Source organism: Bdellovibrionota bacterium, from assembly GCA_035292885.1.
Classification (GTDB): Bacteria; Bdellovibrionota_G; JALEGL01; order JALEGL01; family DATDPG01; genus DATDPG01.
This window is the reverse complement of record DATDPG010000052.1, coordinates 1-19,150: the sequence shown is the minus strand read 5'-3', so window position 1 is coordinate 19,150 and position 19,150 is coordinate 1. Positions and strand designations below refer to the sequence as shown.

At 58.1% G+C, this 19,150-nt stretch carries 14 protein-coding genes; 1 reads left to right on the top strand and 13 read right to left on the bottom strand.

Annotated elements, in window-relative coordinates; genetic code table 11:
• The 4 genes from VI895_04415 to VI895_04400 form a co-directional block, all read right to left on the bottom strand.
• A partial coding sequence (locus VI895_04415) for a hypothetical protein (GenBank protein HLG19046.1) occupies positions 1 to 436 on the bottom strand: 436 nt, incomplete at its 3' end.
• Between the two features lie 224 nt (positions 437 to 660).
• Entirely contained in the window at positions 661 to 1,212 is a 552-nt protein-coding gene (locus VI895_04410) for a hypothetical protein (protein HLG19045.1), read from the bottom strand.
• A gap of 38 nt (positions 1,213 to 1,250) precedes the next feature.
• On the bottom strand, positions 1,251 to 2,681 hold the full coding sequence (locus tag VI895_04405; protein ID HLG19044.1) for a nitronate monooxygenase: 1,431 nt from the start codon (positions 2,679 to 2,681) through the stop codon (positions 1,251 to 1,253).
• 22 nt (positions 2,682 to 2,703) lie between these two features.
• Complete coding sequence (locus tag VI895_04400; GenBank protein HLG19043.1) at positions 2,704 to 3,135, bottom strand: CBS domain-containing protein; 432 nt, start codon at positions 3,133 to 3,135, stop codon at positions 2,704 to 2,706.
• Positions 3,136 to 3,253: 118 nt separating this feature from the next.
• Between VI895_04400 and glgP the strand changes: the two genes are divergently transcribed.
• Positions 3,254 to 5,374, top strand: a complete 2,121-nt coding sequence (glgP, locus tag VI895_04395) for an alpha-glucan family phosphorylase (protein HLG19042.1) — start codon at positions 3,254 to 3,256, stop codon at positions 5,372 to 5,374.
• A 38-nt stretch (positions 5,375 to 5,412) separates the two neighbouring features.
• Here the strand turns inward: glgP and VI895_04390 are convergent, their stop codons facing one another.
• The 9 genes from VI895_04390 to VI895_04350 form a co-directional block, all read right to left on the bottom strand.
• A complete protein-coding gene (locus VI895_04390; protein HLG19041.1) occupies positions 5,413 to 6,555 on the bottom strand; it encodes a hypothetical protein in 1,143 nt (380 codons plus the stop codon).
• Positions 6,556 to 6,646: 91 nt separating this feature from the next.
• Entirely contained in the window at positions 6,647 to 7,906 is a 1,260-nt protein-coding gene (locus VI895_04385; protein ID HLG19040.1) for a radical SAM protein, read from the bottom strand.
• Between the two features lie 198 nt (positions 7,907 to 8,104).
• Positions 8,105 to 9,034 carry a hypothetical protein gene (locus tag VI895_04380; GenBank protein ID HLG19039.1) on the bottom strand — a complete coding sequence of 310 codons (930 nt, stop codon included), beginning with the start codon at positions 9,032 to 9,034 and terminating at the stop codon, positions 8,105 to 8,107.
• A gap of 4 nt (positions 9,035 to 9,038) precedes the next feature.
• Positions 9,039 to 10,517: a glycogen synthase GlgA gene (glgA, locus tag VI895_04375; GenBank protein ID HLG19038.1), complete on the bottom strand. Its 1,479-nt coding sequence runs from the start codon at positions 10,515 to 10,517 to the stop codon at positions 9,039 to 9,041.
• A gap of 7 nt (positions 10,518 to 10,524) precedes the next feature.
• Complete coding sequence (galT, locus tag VI895_04370) at positions 10,525 to 11,580, bottom strand: galactose-1-phosphate uridylyltransferase (protein HLG19037.1); 1,056 nt, start codon at positions 11,578 to 11,580, stop codon at positions 10,525 to 10,527.
• A 12-nt stretch (positions 11,581 to 11,592) separates the two neighbouring features.
• A complete protein-coding gene (locus VI895_04365; GenBank protein HLG19036.1) occupies positions 11,593 to 13,656 on the bottom strand; it encodes an alpha-amylase/4-alpha-glucanotransferase domain-containing protein in 2,064 nt (687 codons plus the stop codon).
• Positions 13,653 to 15,809 carry a glycoside hydrolase family 57 protein gene (locus VI895_04360; GenBank protein ID HLG19035.1) on the bottom strand — a complete coding sequence of 719 codons (2,157 nt, stop codon included), beginning with the start codon at positions 15,807 to 15,809 and terminating at the stop codon, positions 13,653 to 13,655. Before VI895_04360 ends, VI895_04365 begins: the two co-directional genes overlap by 4 nt.
• Complete coding sequence (gene glgC, locus VI895_04355) at positions 15,806 to 17,056, bottom strand: glucose-1-phosphate adenylyltransferase (GenBank protein HLG19034.1); 1,251 nt, start codon at positions 17,054 to 17,056, stop codon at positions 15,806 to 15,808. The genes VI895_04360 and glgC overlap by 4 nt, the downstream gene beginning before the upstream one ends.
• Positions 17,053 to 19,150 (bottom strand): 1,4-alpha-glucan branching protein domain-containing protein (locus VI895_04350; protein HLG19033.1); only part of this gene is annotated, 2,098 nt, incomplete at its 5' end. The genes VI895_04350 and glgC, both read right to left, overlap by 4 nt.

Here is a 19,150-nt window from a genome sequence, read left to right as displayed (position 1 = left end):
AGATTCCGCAACCCGCGGCCAAGGCTTTTCGGAACTTGCCGAAAAATCGGGGCGCGTTCTCCGCGCGGTCTTCAAACGGTATGGTTACGCAGGGCCGGAGGCCCGGATCGAACCGGAGTTCGATTTTCTCCGGTCCGCCCGTCGGCTCGGCGTTGATTCGATAGCGTACATTTTCCTCTTGAAGCAGCGCCGTTTGCGAAGCCACGTCGGCGAAAGAGGGCGGCTCCGCGGCCCGAACGAAATGCCAACCGACCTGGTGAAGCCGGTTTCGGTCACTCTCCAACCACCGGGGGCCGGTGGTTCCGGAAAGGCTGAAGCGAACGGAATCGGCGGTCGTAGCCTGTTCGGAGGCCGTGAAGCCGAGGAGCTTCACAAGCGCGTTCCACGCTTCGAAAAACGTGTCGGAATCGGGATCTACGACATAGACGGCGTCCATGGCGGGGGAATATACCCAAAAACCTGGCGGGTTGCTGAAAAAGTGCCACCTGCGTTGTTGCTCCTCGGTCAAATACTGCCGGTATTCTCCCTCGTCGCGCCTAGCGGATCAGGCGCATCGACGATCTCGGTATTGCAACTTATATCTGCGACAGGACACTAGCATCTGACACTTTTTGAGCAACCGGCGTGATCCGGGTTTTCATTTAGCCGGATTTCGAATGGCTAGAAGCGATAGCCGAGAGTGGCGAGCAGGGCGACGCCTCGATTGAGTTCGCCCGCGCCGATGACTTCTTTGTATTGAGCGTTAAAACCCACGGTGCTCCCCCCGAAATTGAAATCGAGGCCGGCGCCGCCTTCAAGTTCAAAGGCTTTCTGGTTGTAAGTGATCAGGCCGGGGCCAGCGTCGATATAGGGCCGAAGGAGAGACTCCCGATCTCCGAGCGTGTATCGAATTTTGAGGAGCAGGTCGTAAAAAAGACCCACATCGCGGGTCGCTCGCGGTTCGCCGACGCCGAAGCCGATTTTCGGCCCGAACGTCAGTGAATCGTCTTTCTTTTCGGACTTGAATTCATTCAGGAGGTTGAATCCGAGCGTGAGATAGACGAGCGGCGCGTCTTTCACCAGTTCTCGTCCGGAGCCGAGGATGACCCAATATCCCCCCTCTATGGCGACGAACCAGGAGCCGTTCTCGTAGGGGATCGGAGGATCATTTTGAGCGAAACTCTTGGAGTAGGGTGCGAGCAGAAGAAGGAAAACGAAAAGAAATTTCTTCATCGAACGTTCCGTACTCTATTCAGATTCCGGCGGTTAGGCTAGCCTAGCAAGGTTCGTACGACGTCCGCAGCCGTGTATGACGAGCTTCCGGGGCTCATGAAGCGTTCAACCGAATTCACGTCATCCCCGATCGTGATCAGGGGTTTTTCGACATAGTCATCTTCCTGCCGTTGTGCGAGGTCGATGTTGGCCAGAAGGGCGTTACAGAGGCATTTCCGCCCGTGTGTCTCTTCCACTTTTCCGCCTTTACTGATGTACGTGTCGATCGGCTCCGCCGGGCAGCGGTAACCCAAGCTGCCGTCCTCTCTCTTGTACGGCCTCCGCAAATATCCAACGTCGCATTTCCGCGGTCTCTCTCGATACGTTGCGGATTCCGAAAGGGTTCCTGATAATCGCGCCACCTTGAAGGGGAAGCCGGTCGGGGAGGCCTCGGGATCCGTGAATACGTCGACCCCTCCGTTTTTCGCATGGTTCAGAAGATCGCATTTCAACTCCGAAGACAATCCGGATTCCTCGCAAAGGGCGAACGCGGTTCCGACCTGAACTCCCGCGGCTCCCAGACCGAGCGCTTTTCGGAGTCCCTCCGGACTTCCGAACGATCCAGCCAGCCAAAACGGGAGACCGATGGCTTTGATCGCTTCCAGATCGGGCCGATCCTTTGCGCCGTAAATCGGTTCTCCCCGCTCGTTGAACTGAAGATTTCCTCGCGGAGGAGCGTTGTGCCCGCCGGCCGTAGCCCCCTCGATCACGAAGCCGTTGACGGCTCCGGTGGCCTTGCGCGCCAGCGTCAAGGCCAACGCAGACGAGGAAACAATGGCCAAAAATCTTGGCCGGACGAGCGGGGGGAGCACTCCACCCATGATTTCCATGGGTGAAAACGTCGTGCGGTAGTCGTCCTGGCTCCCGGACTCGCTGACCTGGAGTTTAAGTTCCACCTGTTCGTGCTTCGAAAGCTTGTCGAGAGCCCCGGGAATTTCGCGCGGAATCCCGGCTCCCATAAGAACATATCCGACGCCGGCCAACATCGCTCCATAGACGCTGGCCAGCGTGGCCATCTGCAATTTTTCCAGGTAGTTGATGCCCACCAGGCCGGTGTGCCCTTCCTTCGCTAAAAACACCTCGATGAAGTTCGAAACGATCAGAAGCTCCTTCAATTCCTTCGAGGGTGAGGCGGTCAGCATCGGCGGGCGCTTGTAAGGCGTGAGCGCAACTTTTTCCGAGGGGGAGAAATATTTCCGGTACATTCGTTCGGCGATCTCCGGCACGGGAAAGGCTTTCATCGCCCGCTCGAAATGTCCGCCGAGATCTCCTTTTTGAAGCTTGCGCGTCCAAACCGAATCGAGCGCCGTTCCGGACACAACGCCCAACTGTCCCCAACGGGCCACGGCGTTTGCGAGGCGCCAGGTGGAAACACCGACCCCCATGCCGCCCTGGATGATTTTCGGCTCTTCTTTCGCGATCCCCTGCATTCAAACTCTCAGCGCCTCATTTTCAACTTTGCGGAGTGGCTTCGCGTTGCATGACGGCGTAGGCCACTTCCCCGGCCCGGTCCCGCGCTTCAACCCGCACTAAATCGGTCAAGCTGATAACGCCGACGCAGCTCTCTCTCTCGTCCACGACCACGATTCGCGAGATCCGATGCCGCGCCATTTTGATTTCCGCGTCCCGAAGCGGGGCGTTCGACCGGCACATGATGGTCCCCGGGGTCATTACTTCCCGGACTTTCGTCGTCCACGGCCGCCGCTCGGCCACGGCTCGGACGGCCAAATCACGGTCGGTGACCGTGCCGACCACGCGCTGCAACTCATCCACGACCGGACAGAAACCTATCTGGCAATCCCGCATCCGTTCCGCACAGAGATTGATCGTGTCATCCTCCTGGCAGATCTGGATACGCGTGCTCATCACATCGCTGCATTTCATCGACACACGTCCTCCACCTTGGCATTTGTTTATCCCAAGCCTATGACCCAGGCCATGATTTGAGACATCTTTTTGCCCTCCACCCGGGTCTAGTGTTTACTGGATGAAAGCTCCGGTTATGAAGCACTCTCGCGACCTTTTGACGGAATTGGCCGGCAATCTCCGGTGGATTTGGAACGGGGAATTCGACAGCCTCTTCCGGGAAATCGATCCGGTTCTTTGGACCTCCGTCAACCATAACCCCACGGCGTTCTTATTGGAATTGGATGCCGCGCGTTTGGAGGCCCGCGCGGCGGATCCTCACTATCGTGTTCGGTTGGAGCGGGCGTGTCACTCGCTCAAGGCGCACTTAGAGAGCGAGAAAACCTGGGCCAATGTCAGCGCTCCCGCTTTGGCCGCGCGACCCGTCGCGTATTTTTCCGCCGAATTCGGCCTTCACGAATCGCTTCCGATCTACTCCGGCGGTCTGGGTGTTCTGGCCGGCGACCACTTGAAAAGCAGCTCGGACCTGGGAGTCCCGATCTGGGGAGTGACGATTCTCTACCGGGAAGGATACTTTTTTCAGAATCTGACGACCGACGGAACGCAGGAGGAGGTTTACACCGAAATGGACCTCCGCCGCGTCGCACTGGAGCGGGTGATGGATTCCCAGGGGCAACCGATGTCGCTCTTGATCCCGGTCAATTCCGGCAATCTCGTCGTGGAGGTCTGGAAGACTCGCGTAGGAAGGGCCCATCTCTTGCTCCTGGACGGTTACAGCAAAGAAGGGACGGCCGACCGCTTCGCGTTCACCCGGCGGCTTTACGGCGGCGACCTCCGCACCCGTTTGCACCAAGAAATCATTTTGGGAATGGGAGGCTACCGGGCGCTTCGGAAGCTCGGCATTCGCCCCGGTGTGATCCATCTCAACGAGGGTCACTCCGCTTTCGCCGTATTGGAGGCGATCTCCCAAGTCATGGAAGAAGAAGATCTTTCCTTCGAGGCGGCCTCGGAGCGGGTTCGATCGCGGAGTGTATTTACAACGCACACCCCGGTGGCTGCGGGCCACGACCGATTTCCCCCCGAATTGGTCAACGAACATTTGGCTCCGCTTCGATCCAAGCTGAAATTGAGTCCCGAGGCATTCGTCGGCTTGGGGCGGATTCATCCGAACGACGAACGTGAACCTTTCTGTATGACGGTCGTGGCGCTCAAGTTGGCGAGCAAATCCAACGCCGTGAGCGCATTGCACGGACAGACCACCCGCTCGATGTGGAAAGATCTTTGGTCGAAAGCTCCACCGGAGGTTCCGATCGGCCATGTGACCAACGGCGTGCATGTCCCGAGCTGGATCGCGCCGCAGCTCGCCCGTTTTTTTGAACGCCTGTTGGGGCCGGAATGGTTCGCCCAGCTTCGATATCCCGCCGGGTGGGAAGCGATCGATGCGATCGACCCGTTCGAGATTTGGGATCTCAAATGCGCGCTCAAAAAAGAATTCGCCGCCTTTGTCGACCGCCGGATTCAGCGGCGCGACGAACGCCTCGGCCTCCCGCACTCAAGATTCTCTCTGAATCCGGAGGCGATGGTGATCGGGTACGCCCGGCGGATCGTGGAATACAAAAGACCTACACTTCTCTTCCGAGACGCCGATCGGCTGGCCAGATTGATGTCGGACCCGAAGCGGCCGGTTCAGATCGTCTTTGCCGGGAAAGCTCATCCCAACGATCAGACGGGCAAGGCCATGTTGAAAGAGCTATACGGCTTCACGCAGGATCCGCGTTTCGCCGGGAAAGCCTTCGTTCTGGAAAACTACGACATGAATATGGGCCGCCATTTTGTTCAGGGGTGCGACCTTTGGCTCAACAGTCCGCGCCGCCCGTTCGAGGCTTGCGGTACGAGCGGCCAGAAGGCGATTTTCAACGCCACGCTCAATCTGTCCTCTCTCGATGGTTGGTGGGCGGAGGCCTACGACAAGAAAAACGGATATTCCTTCGGCGACGGCCTGACGCATTCCGATGTTCACACGCACGATCGGCGCGATGCGGAGGATCTGATCCGCGTCCTGGAAAACAAAGTGATCCCCGATTTCTTCGAGCGAACGCCCGAGGGGGTGCCGTCGCGCTGGATCGACAAGATTAAACACGCCCTTGTGACGCTCGGTTCCCGATACAACTCGGATCGAATGGTTCTGGATTACGCGAAACGCTGTTATGTGCCGACCGTCGGAGCGCTGACCTCCGATTTTCCGACCGACCGTTAAAACGACTCCGTAGGACGCCGCCGATATCGCCGCCGCATTTAGAGTCTGGGGTCGAACAGCTCACAATCCCAGCCGAGCCCCTTGGAACAAAACTGCGCTCGGCCGGTCGGTATCGGAATTTGGTTTTCTTCCATAACCTCGCGAAAATGCGTCTCCCCCATTTTCCGAACCGCCGCCATCCGTTTGGACGTCTGCAGCTCCCGTTTATCCGGAGTCAACGAACCATCGGCCGCCGGCAACACCGAATCTTCCTCAAGAAGGCTGCCGAACAGAACCCGCAAACTGGGTCCAAGTTTATTCCCCTCCCGTTCGCGCAACGATCGCATCCATTCGTGTTGCAGGTAAATTTCCGCTACCCGTTGTCCCAGCGGTTCCCGTCGTGAGTTGGCTGTCTCGTAGCCCGCCCATGCCTGTGCGTAACGGTGGACCACGAACCAATACGGCCACGAGACGAATTCGCCTCGGTCCCCGTCATTTTTCTCTTTCCACCACTCTTCCGGCGAAATGTCGTTGTCGGTTCTTTCCAAGTCTTCAGCGAGAACCTCCCTCACCTCCCTCGGGAGCCTTAAGGGAAACGGCGGAATTTGCGATTCCAGTCCGCTTGGAACCGCGATCACCTTTGTTGTGGCCATGGCTTCACCCCTGAACAGAGCAAAGAGGCCGGCGGCGAATAAGCTGATGGTTCCCATCTTCGCCACCTCCAGGGCGCTGGGTCCTGGGAAGGAAGCGAGAAGATCGGAATAGCAAACATTCGAATTGCCCGCACACTGCGGAATTTCACTCGGCGGGCCATGCCTGGGTAGGTCGGGAAGCGGTGGAAGAGGCTTGCCCGGGGGCCACCAAATGTAAGGATTGAACTTATCTCTGTCTCGGCCTGGATCCCCAATCGGAACAGGTTGTTCTTGGGGAACCGGGCCTCGGGGGGGAATTCGCGGATCTACGGGTCCGAAATTCCAGCGGGCTCCTGGACGGTATACGACCGGAATTCCGGGAGGCACACGAATCACTCCGATCCCCGGGACAATATATTTATCCCAGAGCCTTTGGCCCAATTCGTCCATCTGGGGCGATTCGCCCCGTTGCGATTTCTCCTGACCCGCCCAAGCGATCCAAACCACACCGGAGTTAAGAATAAGCCCGGCGACCGCGGCAGCGGTCCCCCGCCGCCAAACTATTTTCATCTGACACCCCCCTACCAAGAGATGTTGATTAACCCGGTATCACAATCGGGCGAGAAAAACAAGGCGAGTTTTCACCCTGATCGTTGCGAACTCACGGACCCGAAAGTTCGAGTGCGGAAAGGTCCGGCAGTCCGGGCGCCACGGCGGAAGGGGCGAGCCGAGGGCTTTTATACGCCCGCCACCAGTGCGTGAAATTCATCGCAAAATAATAGAGCGGGTGCGCGCGATTGGCCCAAAATCTCTTGAAGATGGACGGCCAAGCGTAGAATCGCTGGCGGAATTCGATATAGAGTTCTTCGATTTCTTCTTTGCTCATCGTGGGATGCCGCCAGACCAGTTGACCGCCCGTATAATGTTCCCAGTCGTGGTCGAAGATTTTCCCCTCTCGCTTCGCTTTTTCATACACATCCGTCCCTGGAAACGGGGTCATGATTCCCGTGTTGACCATGGCCAGATGGTTCTTCATGGCGAACTCATACACCCGGTCGAAACTCTCGGGCGTATCCTGATCGAACCCGAAGATGAAGGCGCCGACCACGTTGATCCCGGCACGGTGCATTTTCCGGATATTTTCCTCGTAATTCTTCACCTTGTTGAATGCCTTATGCGCGGAGTTGAGCGTTTCCTGATCGATGGATTCAATCCCGACGAAGAGGCTCATGCATCCCGCCCGCGACGCGAGTTTCAGGAGTTTCTCGTCCCGGCAGATGAGCTCCATGGATCCTTGGCTTCCCCACTTGATGTTTAACGGAAGAAGCGCCTCGCAAAGTTCGTAAGCGTGCGACTTGGACAGAAAAATATTGTCATCCACGAAAAAGAAGATTTTCGACGGGTACCGCTTGATCTCCTCCACGATATGTTCGATGGGCCGTGTCCGGAATGTCTTTCCATACATCAGTGTGACCGTGCAGAAGTTGCATCCCAACGGACAGCCCCGGCCGGTTTGAAGGACTTGCGCGTTGAGCGTCGTCCCGGTGTTGAAAAAGAGATCCTTCCGAGGCATTCGAAGGTCTTTGAGATCGATGAGCTTGTTCGAGTGATAAACCGGTTTCATGCGATCGGCTTCAAAATCGCCGACGATCTCTTCCCAGACCATCTCGACTTCGTTGATCACGACGGAATCGAAATGCCTTCCGCATTCTTCGGTCATGAACGAGGCGTGGCTGCCGCCGCAGATGGTTCGGATTCCTCTCTTGCGAAAGTGATCCGCCAAGAAGTATCCACGGGGCGCCTGGCACGTCATCATCGTGATTCCGACCAGATCCGCGCTCTCGTCTAGATCGAGTCGTTCAAAAGCTTCTTCGACAATCCGGACTTCGTCGAAATTGGGTGCTGCGAGGGCGGCGATCACCGCGAGATTAAGGTGATGAACATGCTTTCCTTTGACGCCTTGAACCTCGAGACCCGCGGGAGCGATGAGGAGGAGTTTCAGAGAACCCTCGGTTCGGAAGAATAAGCGGGACCAGGTGAAAGCACGTGAGATCGCTAAGTTATCTGTTTAGAAGAGAAGAGTCCACGATTGAATCCGAGGAAGTAGAAAGGAAAGCACTTAGTCTTCGTCGGAAAAGAAGACTCGAGCCGCTCGCTCAATCATTTGTTTATTCGAATGGGCCGCGCCGGGGACGATTTCGAAGTTCCACTTGAACGGCACGGAAAGCTTTAAAGCCGTCCTCTTGGACTTGCGGATAAACGTCCGGGCCCGTTCCAATCGGTTCTTCCCCTGGGCCCGGGCCTTACGGGTGTTTCGGAGGAGCGGATCTTCGGCGTCCACGTCCTCGTCCCCCGCAAGTATCGTCAAAGGCCTTTGAAGAGCCTCTTTGAGAAGTTCGGGGGTCGCGGGCGAATGGCTCAAGCCGTAGGGGAAACATTGGCTAAAGGACGGAAGGACGTACCAGCCGGCGTTGGCCGCGACCGCGGAGTGGATTCGGGCGTTCGGCAGGAACAAAATCATACGATGGATGAATTGAGCTCCGGCGGAATGACCGTAAAGGAAATATTCGCTAGTTCGATTCCCCGTCATCTCTCGGAAGCGATCGAAGAGCCGCTCGAGGACCTTGAATGTCCAGAGTTCGGATTCGTTCGGTTCGCCGTCGCTGTTCACGACGTTCCCCCACGGATAACCGCTCGGATTGGGGTAGTCGTTTTCCGAGAAGAGGGGGGCTAATAAAACGACATGCTTGCTTTCGGCCTTGAGAATCCAATCATCGCGGTAGGTGTCGGCATGGCGCCGGTGTCCATGCATGACGAACAGAATGTTCGATTCAGGTCCGAAATCGGAAGGGAGGAAGTACCAGACGGGGACTCGGCTCTCTTGCGAAGCAACCGTGTCGGCAAAAACAAAACATCCCGTTCGTTTTTCCGGATTGAAAACGAGATCGCAGGGCGGAGGAGACGGTGACGGGAGCGACGGCGGAGATGGCCGGGCGCAGCCGACGAACGACAGAAGGAAAAGAGTTCCAACGCTACGGAATCGCCACAAGAGCTTATTTTGAGATCGTGGCCACTCGCATCTCGGACTTTCTCGGGACGGGGGCTGCACTTTTCCCATTGTAGAGTTTCTTGTACTTGCGGGCCGATTCCGTCCAGGAGTGATCCTGCTTCATTGCGCGGACCTGCATCGATTTCCATTCTCCGGGGTGCGAATGAACCAGCGTCAACGCTCGGCATACGGCTTCGATCAGCGCCCGGGCGTTGAGCGGATCGAACACGAATCCGGTCCCCCGATCGTGGTGATGGGTGTGATCCTCCACGGTATCGAGCAGTCCGCCCGTACCGTGCACGACGGGAATCGCGCCGTAGCGCATGGCGTACATTTGCGTCAGGCCGCACGGTTCATGCCTGGACGGTACGGCAACCAGATCGCTCGCGGCGATCAAGAGATGGGCTAGCCGTTCGTTGTAGCCCACGTGGATTCCGACCCGTTTCGGGTATCGTTTCCGCAGCTGCCGAAGCTGTTCCGCCAACGCGGGGTCGCCGTCGCCCAGAATGCATAGATCGGTCCCGAGCCCCAGAAGCGGCAGCGCGGCTTCCAGCAGGACATCAATCCCTTTTTGATCGGCTAGACGACCTACCATCGACAGAAGAGGGCGGCCATCGGCCTCGAGTTGCATTTCCGCGAGGATTTTTTCTTTCGCCGCCTTTTTCCCTTCTCGGAAACTCGCGGCGTCGAAAGGTCGCGGCAGATACCGATCGGTGCTCGGGTCCCACGTTTCCTCGTCGGCGCCGTTGAGGATTCCGGATAGTGCGTTCGCCCTTTCCCGAATCACACCGTCCAATCCGAATCCGTACTCCGGCGTTCGGATGTCTTTCGCGTACGTCGGACTCACCGTCACCAGACGGTCGGCGTAAAGAAGTCCCGCCTTGAGAAAGTTGATCCCTCCGTAAAACTCGAAGCCCTGGATCTGAAAAAGTTCTTTCTCCAGCTCCGGTCCCAACGAAAGCCACGGAAGTTCCGCCGCGGGGAACTGGCCTTGATAAGCCATGTTGTGAATGGTGAACACCGTCTTGGGCGGCTGTTTCCACGAATAGGCATATCGAGCGAACATCGGGACCAGGGCGGCCGGCCAATCGTGTCCGTGCAGGACATCGGGCGAATGATTTCGATGCGCGTATTCGCAAACCGCGCGGCCAAAAAAGGCGAAACGCCGGGCGTTGTCTTCATAAGCGCCGCCGGGCGGGCCGTAGACGCCGGGCCGGCCGAACAGCTCGTCGCATACGACAAGCGTCGTCCGAACGCCGCTCTCCTCCTCGAATGTGAGAAACTCGGCCGAAAGGTTTTCGCTCCCGGACGGAATTTTGAGGATTGGACCGTCGCTTTCGAACAGTTCGCGCGAAATGAAACGGTATCCCGGCAAAAATCTCCGGACGGTGAGCCCTTGCCGCGCCAACGCATTGGGGAGCGCCCGAAGTACATCGCCTAGACCGCCTGTTTGTGCCCATGGAGCCGCTTCCGCAGCCGTTATCCAAATTTCAGTAGCCGTATGTCCTCCCTTTGGGTGATGGTAAAAGGTGACGTTCCGGAACGTTCATGACCAACTCGAGCTCCCTCAAGATCCGGGCCGCCTCCTCCGGCGGCTTGGGGTTGATGTAAAATCCGCTCCCCCACTCGAATCCGCCCACTTCGGTCAGCTTGGGCATGATCTCCGCATGCCAGTGAAAAACCTCCGGCGTCCGGTAATCGGGCGGCGCCGTGTGGATCATGTAACTGTACGGCGGATTCTTCAGCGCTAGTTTGTACCTTCGCAGGACATCTCTCAAGATTTCCGCGAAACCTTCCATTTGATTTCGTGTGAGCGTCCAATAAAAAGCGCCATGTGTCTTCGGAATAATTTGGAGTTCGAACGGAAATCGCGAAGCGAAGGGGGTGAACGCGACGAAATGGTCGTTTTGGACGACGATCCGTTCGCCCGCGATCAGCTCCTGCGCAACGGCGTCGCAGAAAAAACATCGCCCTCGAAATTCATGATATTTCGAAGCGCCCGCGATCTCTCTTTCCAATTGGGTCGGCAAGACCGGCAGGGCGATTAACTGTGAATGCGAATGTGAAAGCGTCGCGCCCGCGGCGGAACCGAAATTCTTAAACGCCAAAACGTACGTAAATCGCCGGTCTTTGAAGAGGTCGGACATCCGGTCCCGATACGCTTGAAACACCTGCACCATTTGTGGAAGGCCGTAATGAGCCATGTCCGTCTGATGCTCCGGCGTTTCCACGACCACTTCATGGGCGCCCAGGCCGTGCATTTTGTCGTAAATTCCCGACGGGCGTTGGTCCAATTCCCCTTCGATTCGCAGCGCCGGAAAACGGTTCGGCACCACGCGCAAACTCCAGGCGGAATTTGTGCCTCCCGGAGCCGAGTAGGTCAGAACCGGAGCCGGTGTCATCTGCTCGTGGCCCGGGCAAAACGGGCAACTCTCCGCGGGATCGTCTTCAATCGGATAATGCCGAAACGCGTTCGGGCGGTTGGAGCGCTCCTCCGCGATGATCACCCACCGTCCCGTTATCGTGCTTTTTCGAAATTCCGACATTCAGGTCAGCCTTTAACCGGATTTTGAGCGGAGGGAAACTTTCACCTCCACCCCCTCTTTGGGAAGAGTGCCGAGCGGCCACGCCAAAGCGAGCGCGGATCCCTGATAGATCGATTCGTATCGATCCTCCGAGCGCTGGATTGTTAAAATAGGGCGCGTGACGACGCGCGCGACCGGCGCACTCCGTATCTCCATCGAAAAATGAAACGCATTATCTTCCCAAACCAACTCCTCCAAATCGGAAATCTCGACCGGATGCCCCGGCGGATGCTGGAACGATTTTCCCTGGGAACTGCGGTATCGAGCCGACCGGTCGGGCGCATCCCCGGTCAACAACGTAAAATAAAGCAGAGTTCCGAACCACCGGGTGTCTCCGGCGGAGGGGGGAGGTTGAAGCCGCACATGCAATGTCGCCGGCACCTCGATTTGAACCTCTTTTCGGTAGGAAAGATTTCCGACGCGACCGGCGCCGGACCAACCCTTCGGCTCTTTCCGCCACTCCGAGAGTCTTCCCTGAGCGGAGTCGATCGTGCCGGGAGCCTCGAAGAACGTTCCGCCAGGCATCGACGGAGATACAAACTCCCGAAAACTTCGGAGCGGAATCGCATCGAACGGCCAGTTCTTTAAACGCTCGGGGTCGATTCCGACCGGCCGTTCGTGCGGGGAAACGACTCCACCTGAATGATTATGACTATGCGTGACGTCCGCCGCTTCGTGATAGCTTTCTTTCCATCTCGAAATCACATTCGCGACGTTAAACCGCGCCGGCAGAAAATCGAGCTCCGTCAACGTGCCTCCGTCCGACGGCTTGAAAAACGCCTGAATGTGCGGCCCGGCCAAAACAATTTCCGGCTCCAGGTCGCCGTCGAAATCTTCGACGTCCACGGAAATTTCACTTCCGCGGGCTTCAGCTAACAGGGCGTCCGCGGCGAGCACGTTTTGATAAACGCCTTGGCGGAGATGAGGAAGATAAATACCCCCGAACAGGCCGTGCCAATAGGCGCAATTGCATTCCGCGCGCAAGACCGCCGTAAGTGCCTCGGATCGGAGCGGTTCTTTCAAGTCCCGAACCCGGCGGGAAGTTCGAAGAACTCGTTTGTGCATGTGATCCGCTTCCGGATAGCGCGCCAGAAACATGTCCCAGAGACTTCCGCGCACGAAGGCTTTGACCGCTTCCGGTCTCTGCTCTCGAACCGCGCGGACGGTGTCCGTGTATGCCGGGACGGAGGAGGCGGGAAGGGCCCATTCGAGCATTTCGGCATAGGAAGCGTTGGGTACGTACACTTTTCGCGCCACCGGGCGGCTTTCGAGATAGGTTCCCGGAGAGATCGCTTCCACCGACTCGCGTTTTTCCAGCAACGAAAAGAAGCGCTCCAGCCACTGCTCTCCGTAGACCCAGGCGTGCGTTTTCGGCCAGAGGCCGAATTTTTCCGCATCATCGCCGTACGTGTACGCGGCGTTCGGGGACTCACGGGAGAGACGCTCGAAATGTTCTTGGACCGTTTCAATCGTCCGGAACGGAATCAGGTACCGCAGCGTATAGTCGGAGGGGAAAAACCCGATCGCCTTTCCCGCCCGTTCCGTTACATAAAGCCCGGAAAAGTGGGGATCGAGAAGGCCCGCGAAACGAATATGCTGGTCGTCCAGGATGGTGTAGCGAACACCCGCATCGGAGAGAAGTTCCGCCAACGAGGGCTCCCACACGCGTTCGGCGAGCCAAATCCCGGCCGGTTTTACGCCGCTGTTTCGAACCCAGTAATTTGAAAGCCGGTCGATCTGTTCGAGCGCATCCTCCCGCGGAATGACGGTCAAAATCGGCTCGTAAAATCCTCCTCCCATCGGTTCGATCTGTTTCCTCCCGACGAGGCCGAAGACGCGGTCGAGAAACTTGCGGTCGCGCTGTTCGAGCCATTCGAGCAGGCACCCCGAAAGATGAAAGGCCGCCTGCACGCCGGGATGCCTTTGGAAATGTTCGACGATCGGAAGGTAACAATCCCGAACCGCCTGTTCGAAAACATGGTCGAAATTGCCCACCGGCTGGTGAAAGTGAAGGGCGAAAATCAGGCGCGTGCTCACGGGGTCCCTTCCGAGGCCAAGAGCGAAGTCTGATCCGGCATCGTGAGGACCACTTCCCGAAGCGCCGTCTCCCGCGCTCCCGACTCAATCGTCACGCGCAGCACGGCCGACTTGCCCGGAAGCAAGCCGATTTCCTCGCACGGGAGGGAGATCTCGACGATCTTCCGGCTGACCGCTTTCGTCCCGGTCCGCATCCGGCTGCCGTTGACGACCAGCTCAGCTTTCAAAAGGTCGCCCGCTTCGGAAAAGCGAATTCGGATCGTTCGGGCCGCTTCATCGATGCGGAATGCCAGCTCCAACTGGAGGTTTCGAAGTGCGTCGGTGGCCGGATATTCGACCGGGTCGAGGCGAAGAAGAAAATCTCCTCCTTCCGAAAAACCCAAATGAAGGGAGCGAATCGGCCGCCATGTTTCATACATCGCACCGGCCGAGCTGAGCGCCGACCAGGGTAGTTTGAGCGCCCCGAACCATTCGAACAGATCCGATTCGAATCCGTCGACCCGCGGCGACAGCCATTGGAACGGTTCCCGGGCCGCCCCCTCTTCCCGATGTTGGGCTGCCGGGACAAACCAGGTGAGGAAATCGGGCGGCGTTTTTTCAAGCGCCTCGTAAGCGTCGGTCAGATGGGCTCGGAACGTCTCGTCGAACTGCGCCCGGTACGTGCTGACGAACTGCCCGTCGAGCCACCAAAACCAGTCGCTCCCTTCCGCGGAGCGAAGTGAGGCCCAGGCTTTTGCTCGTTTCGCATCCGATACGGAGGCATCGTTCAGAAAAGGTTCAAGCTCCGACCGGACACGCTCCAAGATGCTCCAGGCGCGATTCTTTTCGGGCCCTCCGATCCAGGTCCCGAAATTGCCGTAGATCCAACTTCCCGCGTGAAGGCGGCGGATCTTCGGACGTGTCGTGGCGCGTTCGACGGCTTCGCCGATGGTTACGCACTGGATCACCGGCTGTTTTGAGATCTCCGCGTAGAGGTGGCGAATGAAATCCGCGCCCGCGTTTGGAAAATGCTCCCAGGGGTTTTCGCCGTCGAGTGCGACCAAGACCGTCGGGGACCCGTCGGATGCGAGCTCGCAACGGCCGATCAAGGTTTGAACGAAGTCGTGGGCCGCTTCCTCCGGCGCACGGCGGGCGTAATTGAAACTAATTCGGTCCGAAAGGTCCCGGTCGCGGAATAACAAGGATAACGTCTGCGAACCGGCGGAACTCTCCCAGATCTGGTGCGGATTCGACGGTCCCTCGCGTTGCGAACGGGCCAGAACTTCTTCGTCACTGGCCGCCCATCGGATTCCACACTCGGCCAACAACGCAGCGGTATCCTGGCTGACCGATCCTTCCGAGGGCCATATTCCTTGTGGCCGTTTTCCGAATCTCTTTTCCATGAATTCCAGGGCTTCGACCACTTGGCGGCGGGCGTCCCCGGGATGCCGGAACGGTGGCGGAAGGGTCGCATGCGGGATCGCCTCGCGCGCCGAATCGCTGTCGATCAACAGAGAAAGAATGGGGTGCGCGTACGGCGAGCAGGAAATCTCGATCTGGCCGCGCGCCTGGGTGTCCCGGTAGAGCGGGATCATCCGATTCAAGATCGTCTTTTCGGCTTCCACGATTTCGGAAATGTCCGAGGCCGAGAAGGAGGTTCCTTGCTGGCGCAGGCGGTCAATGACGGGAAAGTCGTCGCGGGCTTTGAAGCCGAACCAGGCGAGATCGAACAGGAGGCGAAGATCGGCGTATTCGCTCGCGGTAAAATCGCGCCATGCATCGGCCATTCCCCGCGTGACGCGGAGTTGATTCTTTCGCGCCAGCAATTCGCCGTAGTGGGGGATAACCCGGATCATCTGATCGGCCTGGGCGGAAAAGAAATGGTCGAACAAGAACTGCCGTTCACCGTCGTCGTATTCTTCGCCGGCTCCAGTCAGGATATCCAAGAAAGCGTCGCTCTCCCCTTGGTTGTAAGCTTCGATTTGCTCCAACATTGCTGGGACGAGGTTGAACGTCGCCCGGATCTTCGGAAAATCCTCGAGCGCGCGGACCATGTCGTAATAGCCTCGGACCGCGTGCAGGCGAACCCACGGCAGGAAACAGCTCTTTCGGCCCCGCGTCCGGTATTGCGGCTGATGCATGTGCCAGAGAAAACAGAGTTGAATCGGCTTCATACGCTCGTGAATACGATGTCCCGCGGAACCACGCGGACGCCGCATTCATCCACGACGATTCCCCGGGCCAGATCCTCTTCTTCGTCAAAGCCGATCCGTGTGTCCGGCGGCACATGCACCTCCTTATCGATGATCGTCCGCCGGATTTTGCATCGCCGCCCGATGTCCACGCTGTCGAAAAGTACGCATTCGTCCACATCGGAATAGGAATTCACGCGAACGCGCGGACTTAAAACACTCCGGTTGATTTGACCGCCGGAAACGATGCAGCCGCTCGCAACCAAGGAGTCCGTGGCGATTCCGATACGATTCGTATCCTTATCGGCAAACACGAATTTTGCCGGAGGTTCGTCCGACCGCGCCGTCAGGATCGGCCACTCATCATTATAGAGGTTGAACACCGGAGAGACTTCCACCAGGTCCATCGAGGCTTTCCAATAGGCCTCGATCGTCCCGACGTCTCTCCAGTAACCCCGCTCGGCTTCGGCGACGCCCGGTATGCGGTTGTTCATATAGTTGTAGGCGCGAACGTGGAGACGGTCGAACCATTTCACGAGGACATCGCCGCCGATGTCGTGCCGGCTTTGCGGATCCTCATGGTCGGCCTGTAACACCTCGCGCAGGACGTCGAAATTGAAAATGTAATTTCCCATCGACGCCAGAGACTTCTTCGGCTCGGCTGCGAAGGGGGGCGGCACGCTCGGTTTTTCCAGGAAATGAACGACGCGCATTTTTTCATCCGTTTGAATGCAACCGAAGCGATGCGCTTCTTCCCGCGGCTGGGGAACGACCGCGATACTGGCATCGGCGCCGCTTTCCACATGTTCGTCGATCATCTGGCGGATATCCATCCGGTAGATGTGATCGGCTCCCAGAATCACGATCATCTTCGGCCGCCCCTGAACCATGTGACCCAGGTTTTGAAAGAGCGCGTCGGCGGAGCCGAGATACCATCCCCGCCCCTCTCCCGACGTAGCGGGGATGATTTCGCAATACTGGCCGAGATGGGATGAAAAACTCCAGCCGCGGGAGAGGTGGCGGATCAGCGAATACGACTGATATTGCGTCAAGACGTGGATCCGGAAAAGGTTCGAATGAATCAAGTTGGTCATGACAAAGTCGATCACGCGGTACTGACCGCCGAAAGGGATCGCCGGCTTCGCGCGCCGGCGGCTGAGCGGCCAGAGCCGTTTCCCTTCCCCGCCCGCCAGGACGACGGCGAGAACGCCGTGAGCCGGAACCGTCACGCCTCCCTCCAAAGCCGGTAGTCGACGTTCGGGAAAAGGTTGTCCTGCGCCTCTGTATTATGGAGAAAGCCTTCGTCGAATGACCGCCGTTCCAATTGGGACGCCAACCGGTCGAAACGATGCAGATGTTCGTGAATCCGCCGGCGCGCGTAAACGGTGGATGTCCCCGTCCGCAAAATAAACGGCCAGTCCGAAGCTTGTGCGAGCAACAGCTCCCGCGCCGTCTGGGCCAAGAATCGCTTTTCGGTCGGCGTCGGCCGGTCGTATTTCCGGGAGAGTTCAATCATCCGGCGGGCGCAATCATGCAAATAGGGCTGGATCCAGTCGTTGGCGCTGTTGAGCCAGACTTCGAAGTATCCTTTTTCTCCCCAGCTGGATCCGGCCGGCTCGGCCACTTGGCCGATCGGGTAGAGCTCCAAGTACTGCGATGGAGAAAGCGCCGAGATCCCGCGGGTGGGGAGTTTCCGCAATACCGCCTCCAGCCAATCGGGGCCTTCAAACCACCAATGACCGAACAGCTCGGCGTCGTACATCGAAACGACCAGCGGCTTCCGCGAAATCTGGCTGGCAAGCCAGTCGGCCTGGCGGGACCGATTCGCGACAAAATCCTCCGCGTGCGATTCCGCCGCGCCGAGCGCCCAATCGCGGCGATACGGCTCTTTACGGTCGGTCTTTCCGGTGATTCGGTAGTATTTGAATCCGGTCATTCCCCGGATGCCGGCCGGATCGAGGTAGGGCGCCACGTACGAAAAATCGAGGTCGAATCCGATATCGCGGTAGAAGTCGCGATAGGCGGGATCGCCGGGATACCCGAGCTGCGCGCTCCAAACCTGGACGGTCGTCTCTTCGTCCCGCGCAAACGCCGCCACGCCGCTGGGGCAAAAGATCGGCGCATGAATTCCGAGCCGCGGAGAAGAGGATGCGAACTTCAGCGCGTGCGCATCGACGAAGAAATATTCGATTCCGGCTTCGGCTAAAAACCGGTCCAGTCCTTCGAAGTAGGCACACTCGGGAAGCCAAAATCCTTTCGGCTTTCGTCCGAAATGCCGCTCATGTTCGGAAATCGCCAGACGGATCTGCGCTCGCACGGCCGACGGGGCGTTTTGAAATTGAGGCAGAAACCCATGCGTCGCCGCGCAGGTGATGACTTCCACCCTTCCTCTCTCTTCCAGCGAGATAAAGGCGGAGACAAGATCGCGGCGGTACACGTCGCGGAAGAGATGTCGGTAGGTCCGAATCCGGTCGCGATAAAACTTAGAGATCTCTTGAAAAGCCGGATCGTTCGCCGTCCGATCCGCCTCTTTGTCGGCCAACTCGCACATCCGGTTCAAGAAACGTTCGTACTTTCCGACCAACACGTCATCCCGAAGCATCGCCACCAGCGTCGGGCTGAGTGAGATTGTCACACAGCCCGGCACGGAGTCTCGATCCAGCCGCTCCAGTACTTCAAGAATCGGGAGATAGGTCTCCGTGATCGCCTCGAAGAGCCAATGTTCCTCCAAAAAGTATTCCCGCTCCGGATGGCGAATGAACGGAATGTGGGAATGGAGGACGAGCGACAGGTAACTTCTCGTCTCCCCCGGCTTCAATCTTGCCCGGGCCGACGGAAGAACGCGTACTCTTGGCATTCCGATCGGGAGCGGCGGAAAACGGTATCCGGCGTTTACGGAATCCTTGGGGCTCCAGTCGGCCCGATGAGGATGGAGCTCGGTGACCAAACCCGGATCGTTCCGCATTTCGTTTAGATTCATCCAGACTTCAGGCCCCACGCCCGGATTTTCGCGCGGAATCCGGAGCTGATTAGTCACCAGGATTTCGTCGAACCGGTTTTCTCGCATCAATCCCAGCCGAATCTTGAGCAGGCAATCCACGTGGGTGTTCGGCAGGTACCAATTGGATACGCGGAAATCGAAACTCTGACGTCCCACCTCCACAAAAGGGCCGACGCCGTCGGAAACTTCCAGACGAAGCTCGGCCGGTCCGAGGCTCCGGTTGACGCGGTCCCATTCCGCATCCGAAAGCATCCAATGCAGGTGAAGGAGTCGGGGATGAACCATCATAAGAGTGGCGTGGGAGGGCCCGCCAAGTTTAGGA

Bases quoted from the DNA above. Each gene is read 5' to 3' on its own strand.
- VI895_04410 (HLG19045.1), bottom strand. From the start codon at position 1,212: ATGAAGAAATTTCTTTTCGTTTTCCTTCTTCTGCTCGCACCCTACTCC.
- VI895_04405 (HLG19044.1), bottom strand. From the start codon at position 2,681: ATGCAGGGGATCGCGAAAGAAGAGCCGAAAATCATCCAGGGCGGCATG.
- VI895_04360 (HLG19035.1), bottom strand. From the start codon at position 15,809: ATGAAGCCGATTCAACTCTGTTTTCTCTGGCACATGCATCAGCCGCAA.
- VI895_04390 (HLG19041.1), bottom strand. From the start codon at position 6,555: ATGAAAATAGTTTGGCGGCGGGGGACCGCTGCCGCGGTCGCCGGGCTT.
- galT (HLG19037.1), bottom strand. From the start codon at position 11,580: ATGTCGGAATTTCGAAAAAGCACGATAACGGGACGGTGGGTGATCATC.
- glgP (HLG19042.1), top strand. From the start codon at position 3,254: ATGAAGCACTCTCGCGACCTTTTGACGGAATTGGCCGGCAATCTCCGG.
- VI895_04400 (HLG19043.1), bottom strand. From the start codon at position 3,135: ATGAAATGCAGCGATGTGATGAGCACGCGTATCCAGATCTGCCAGGAG.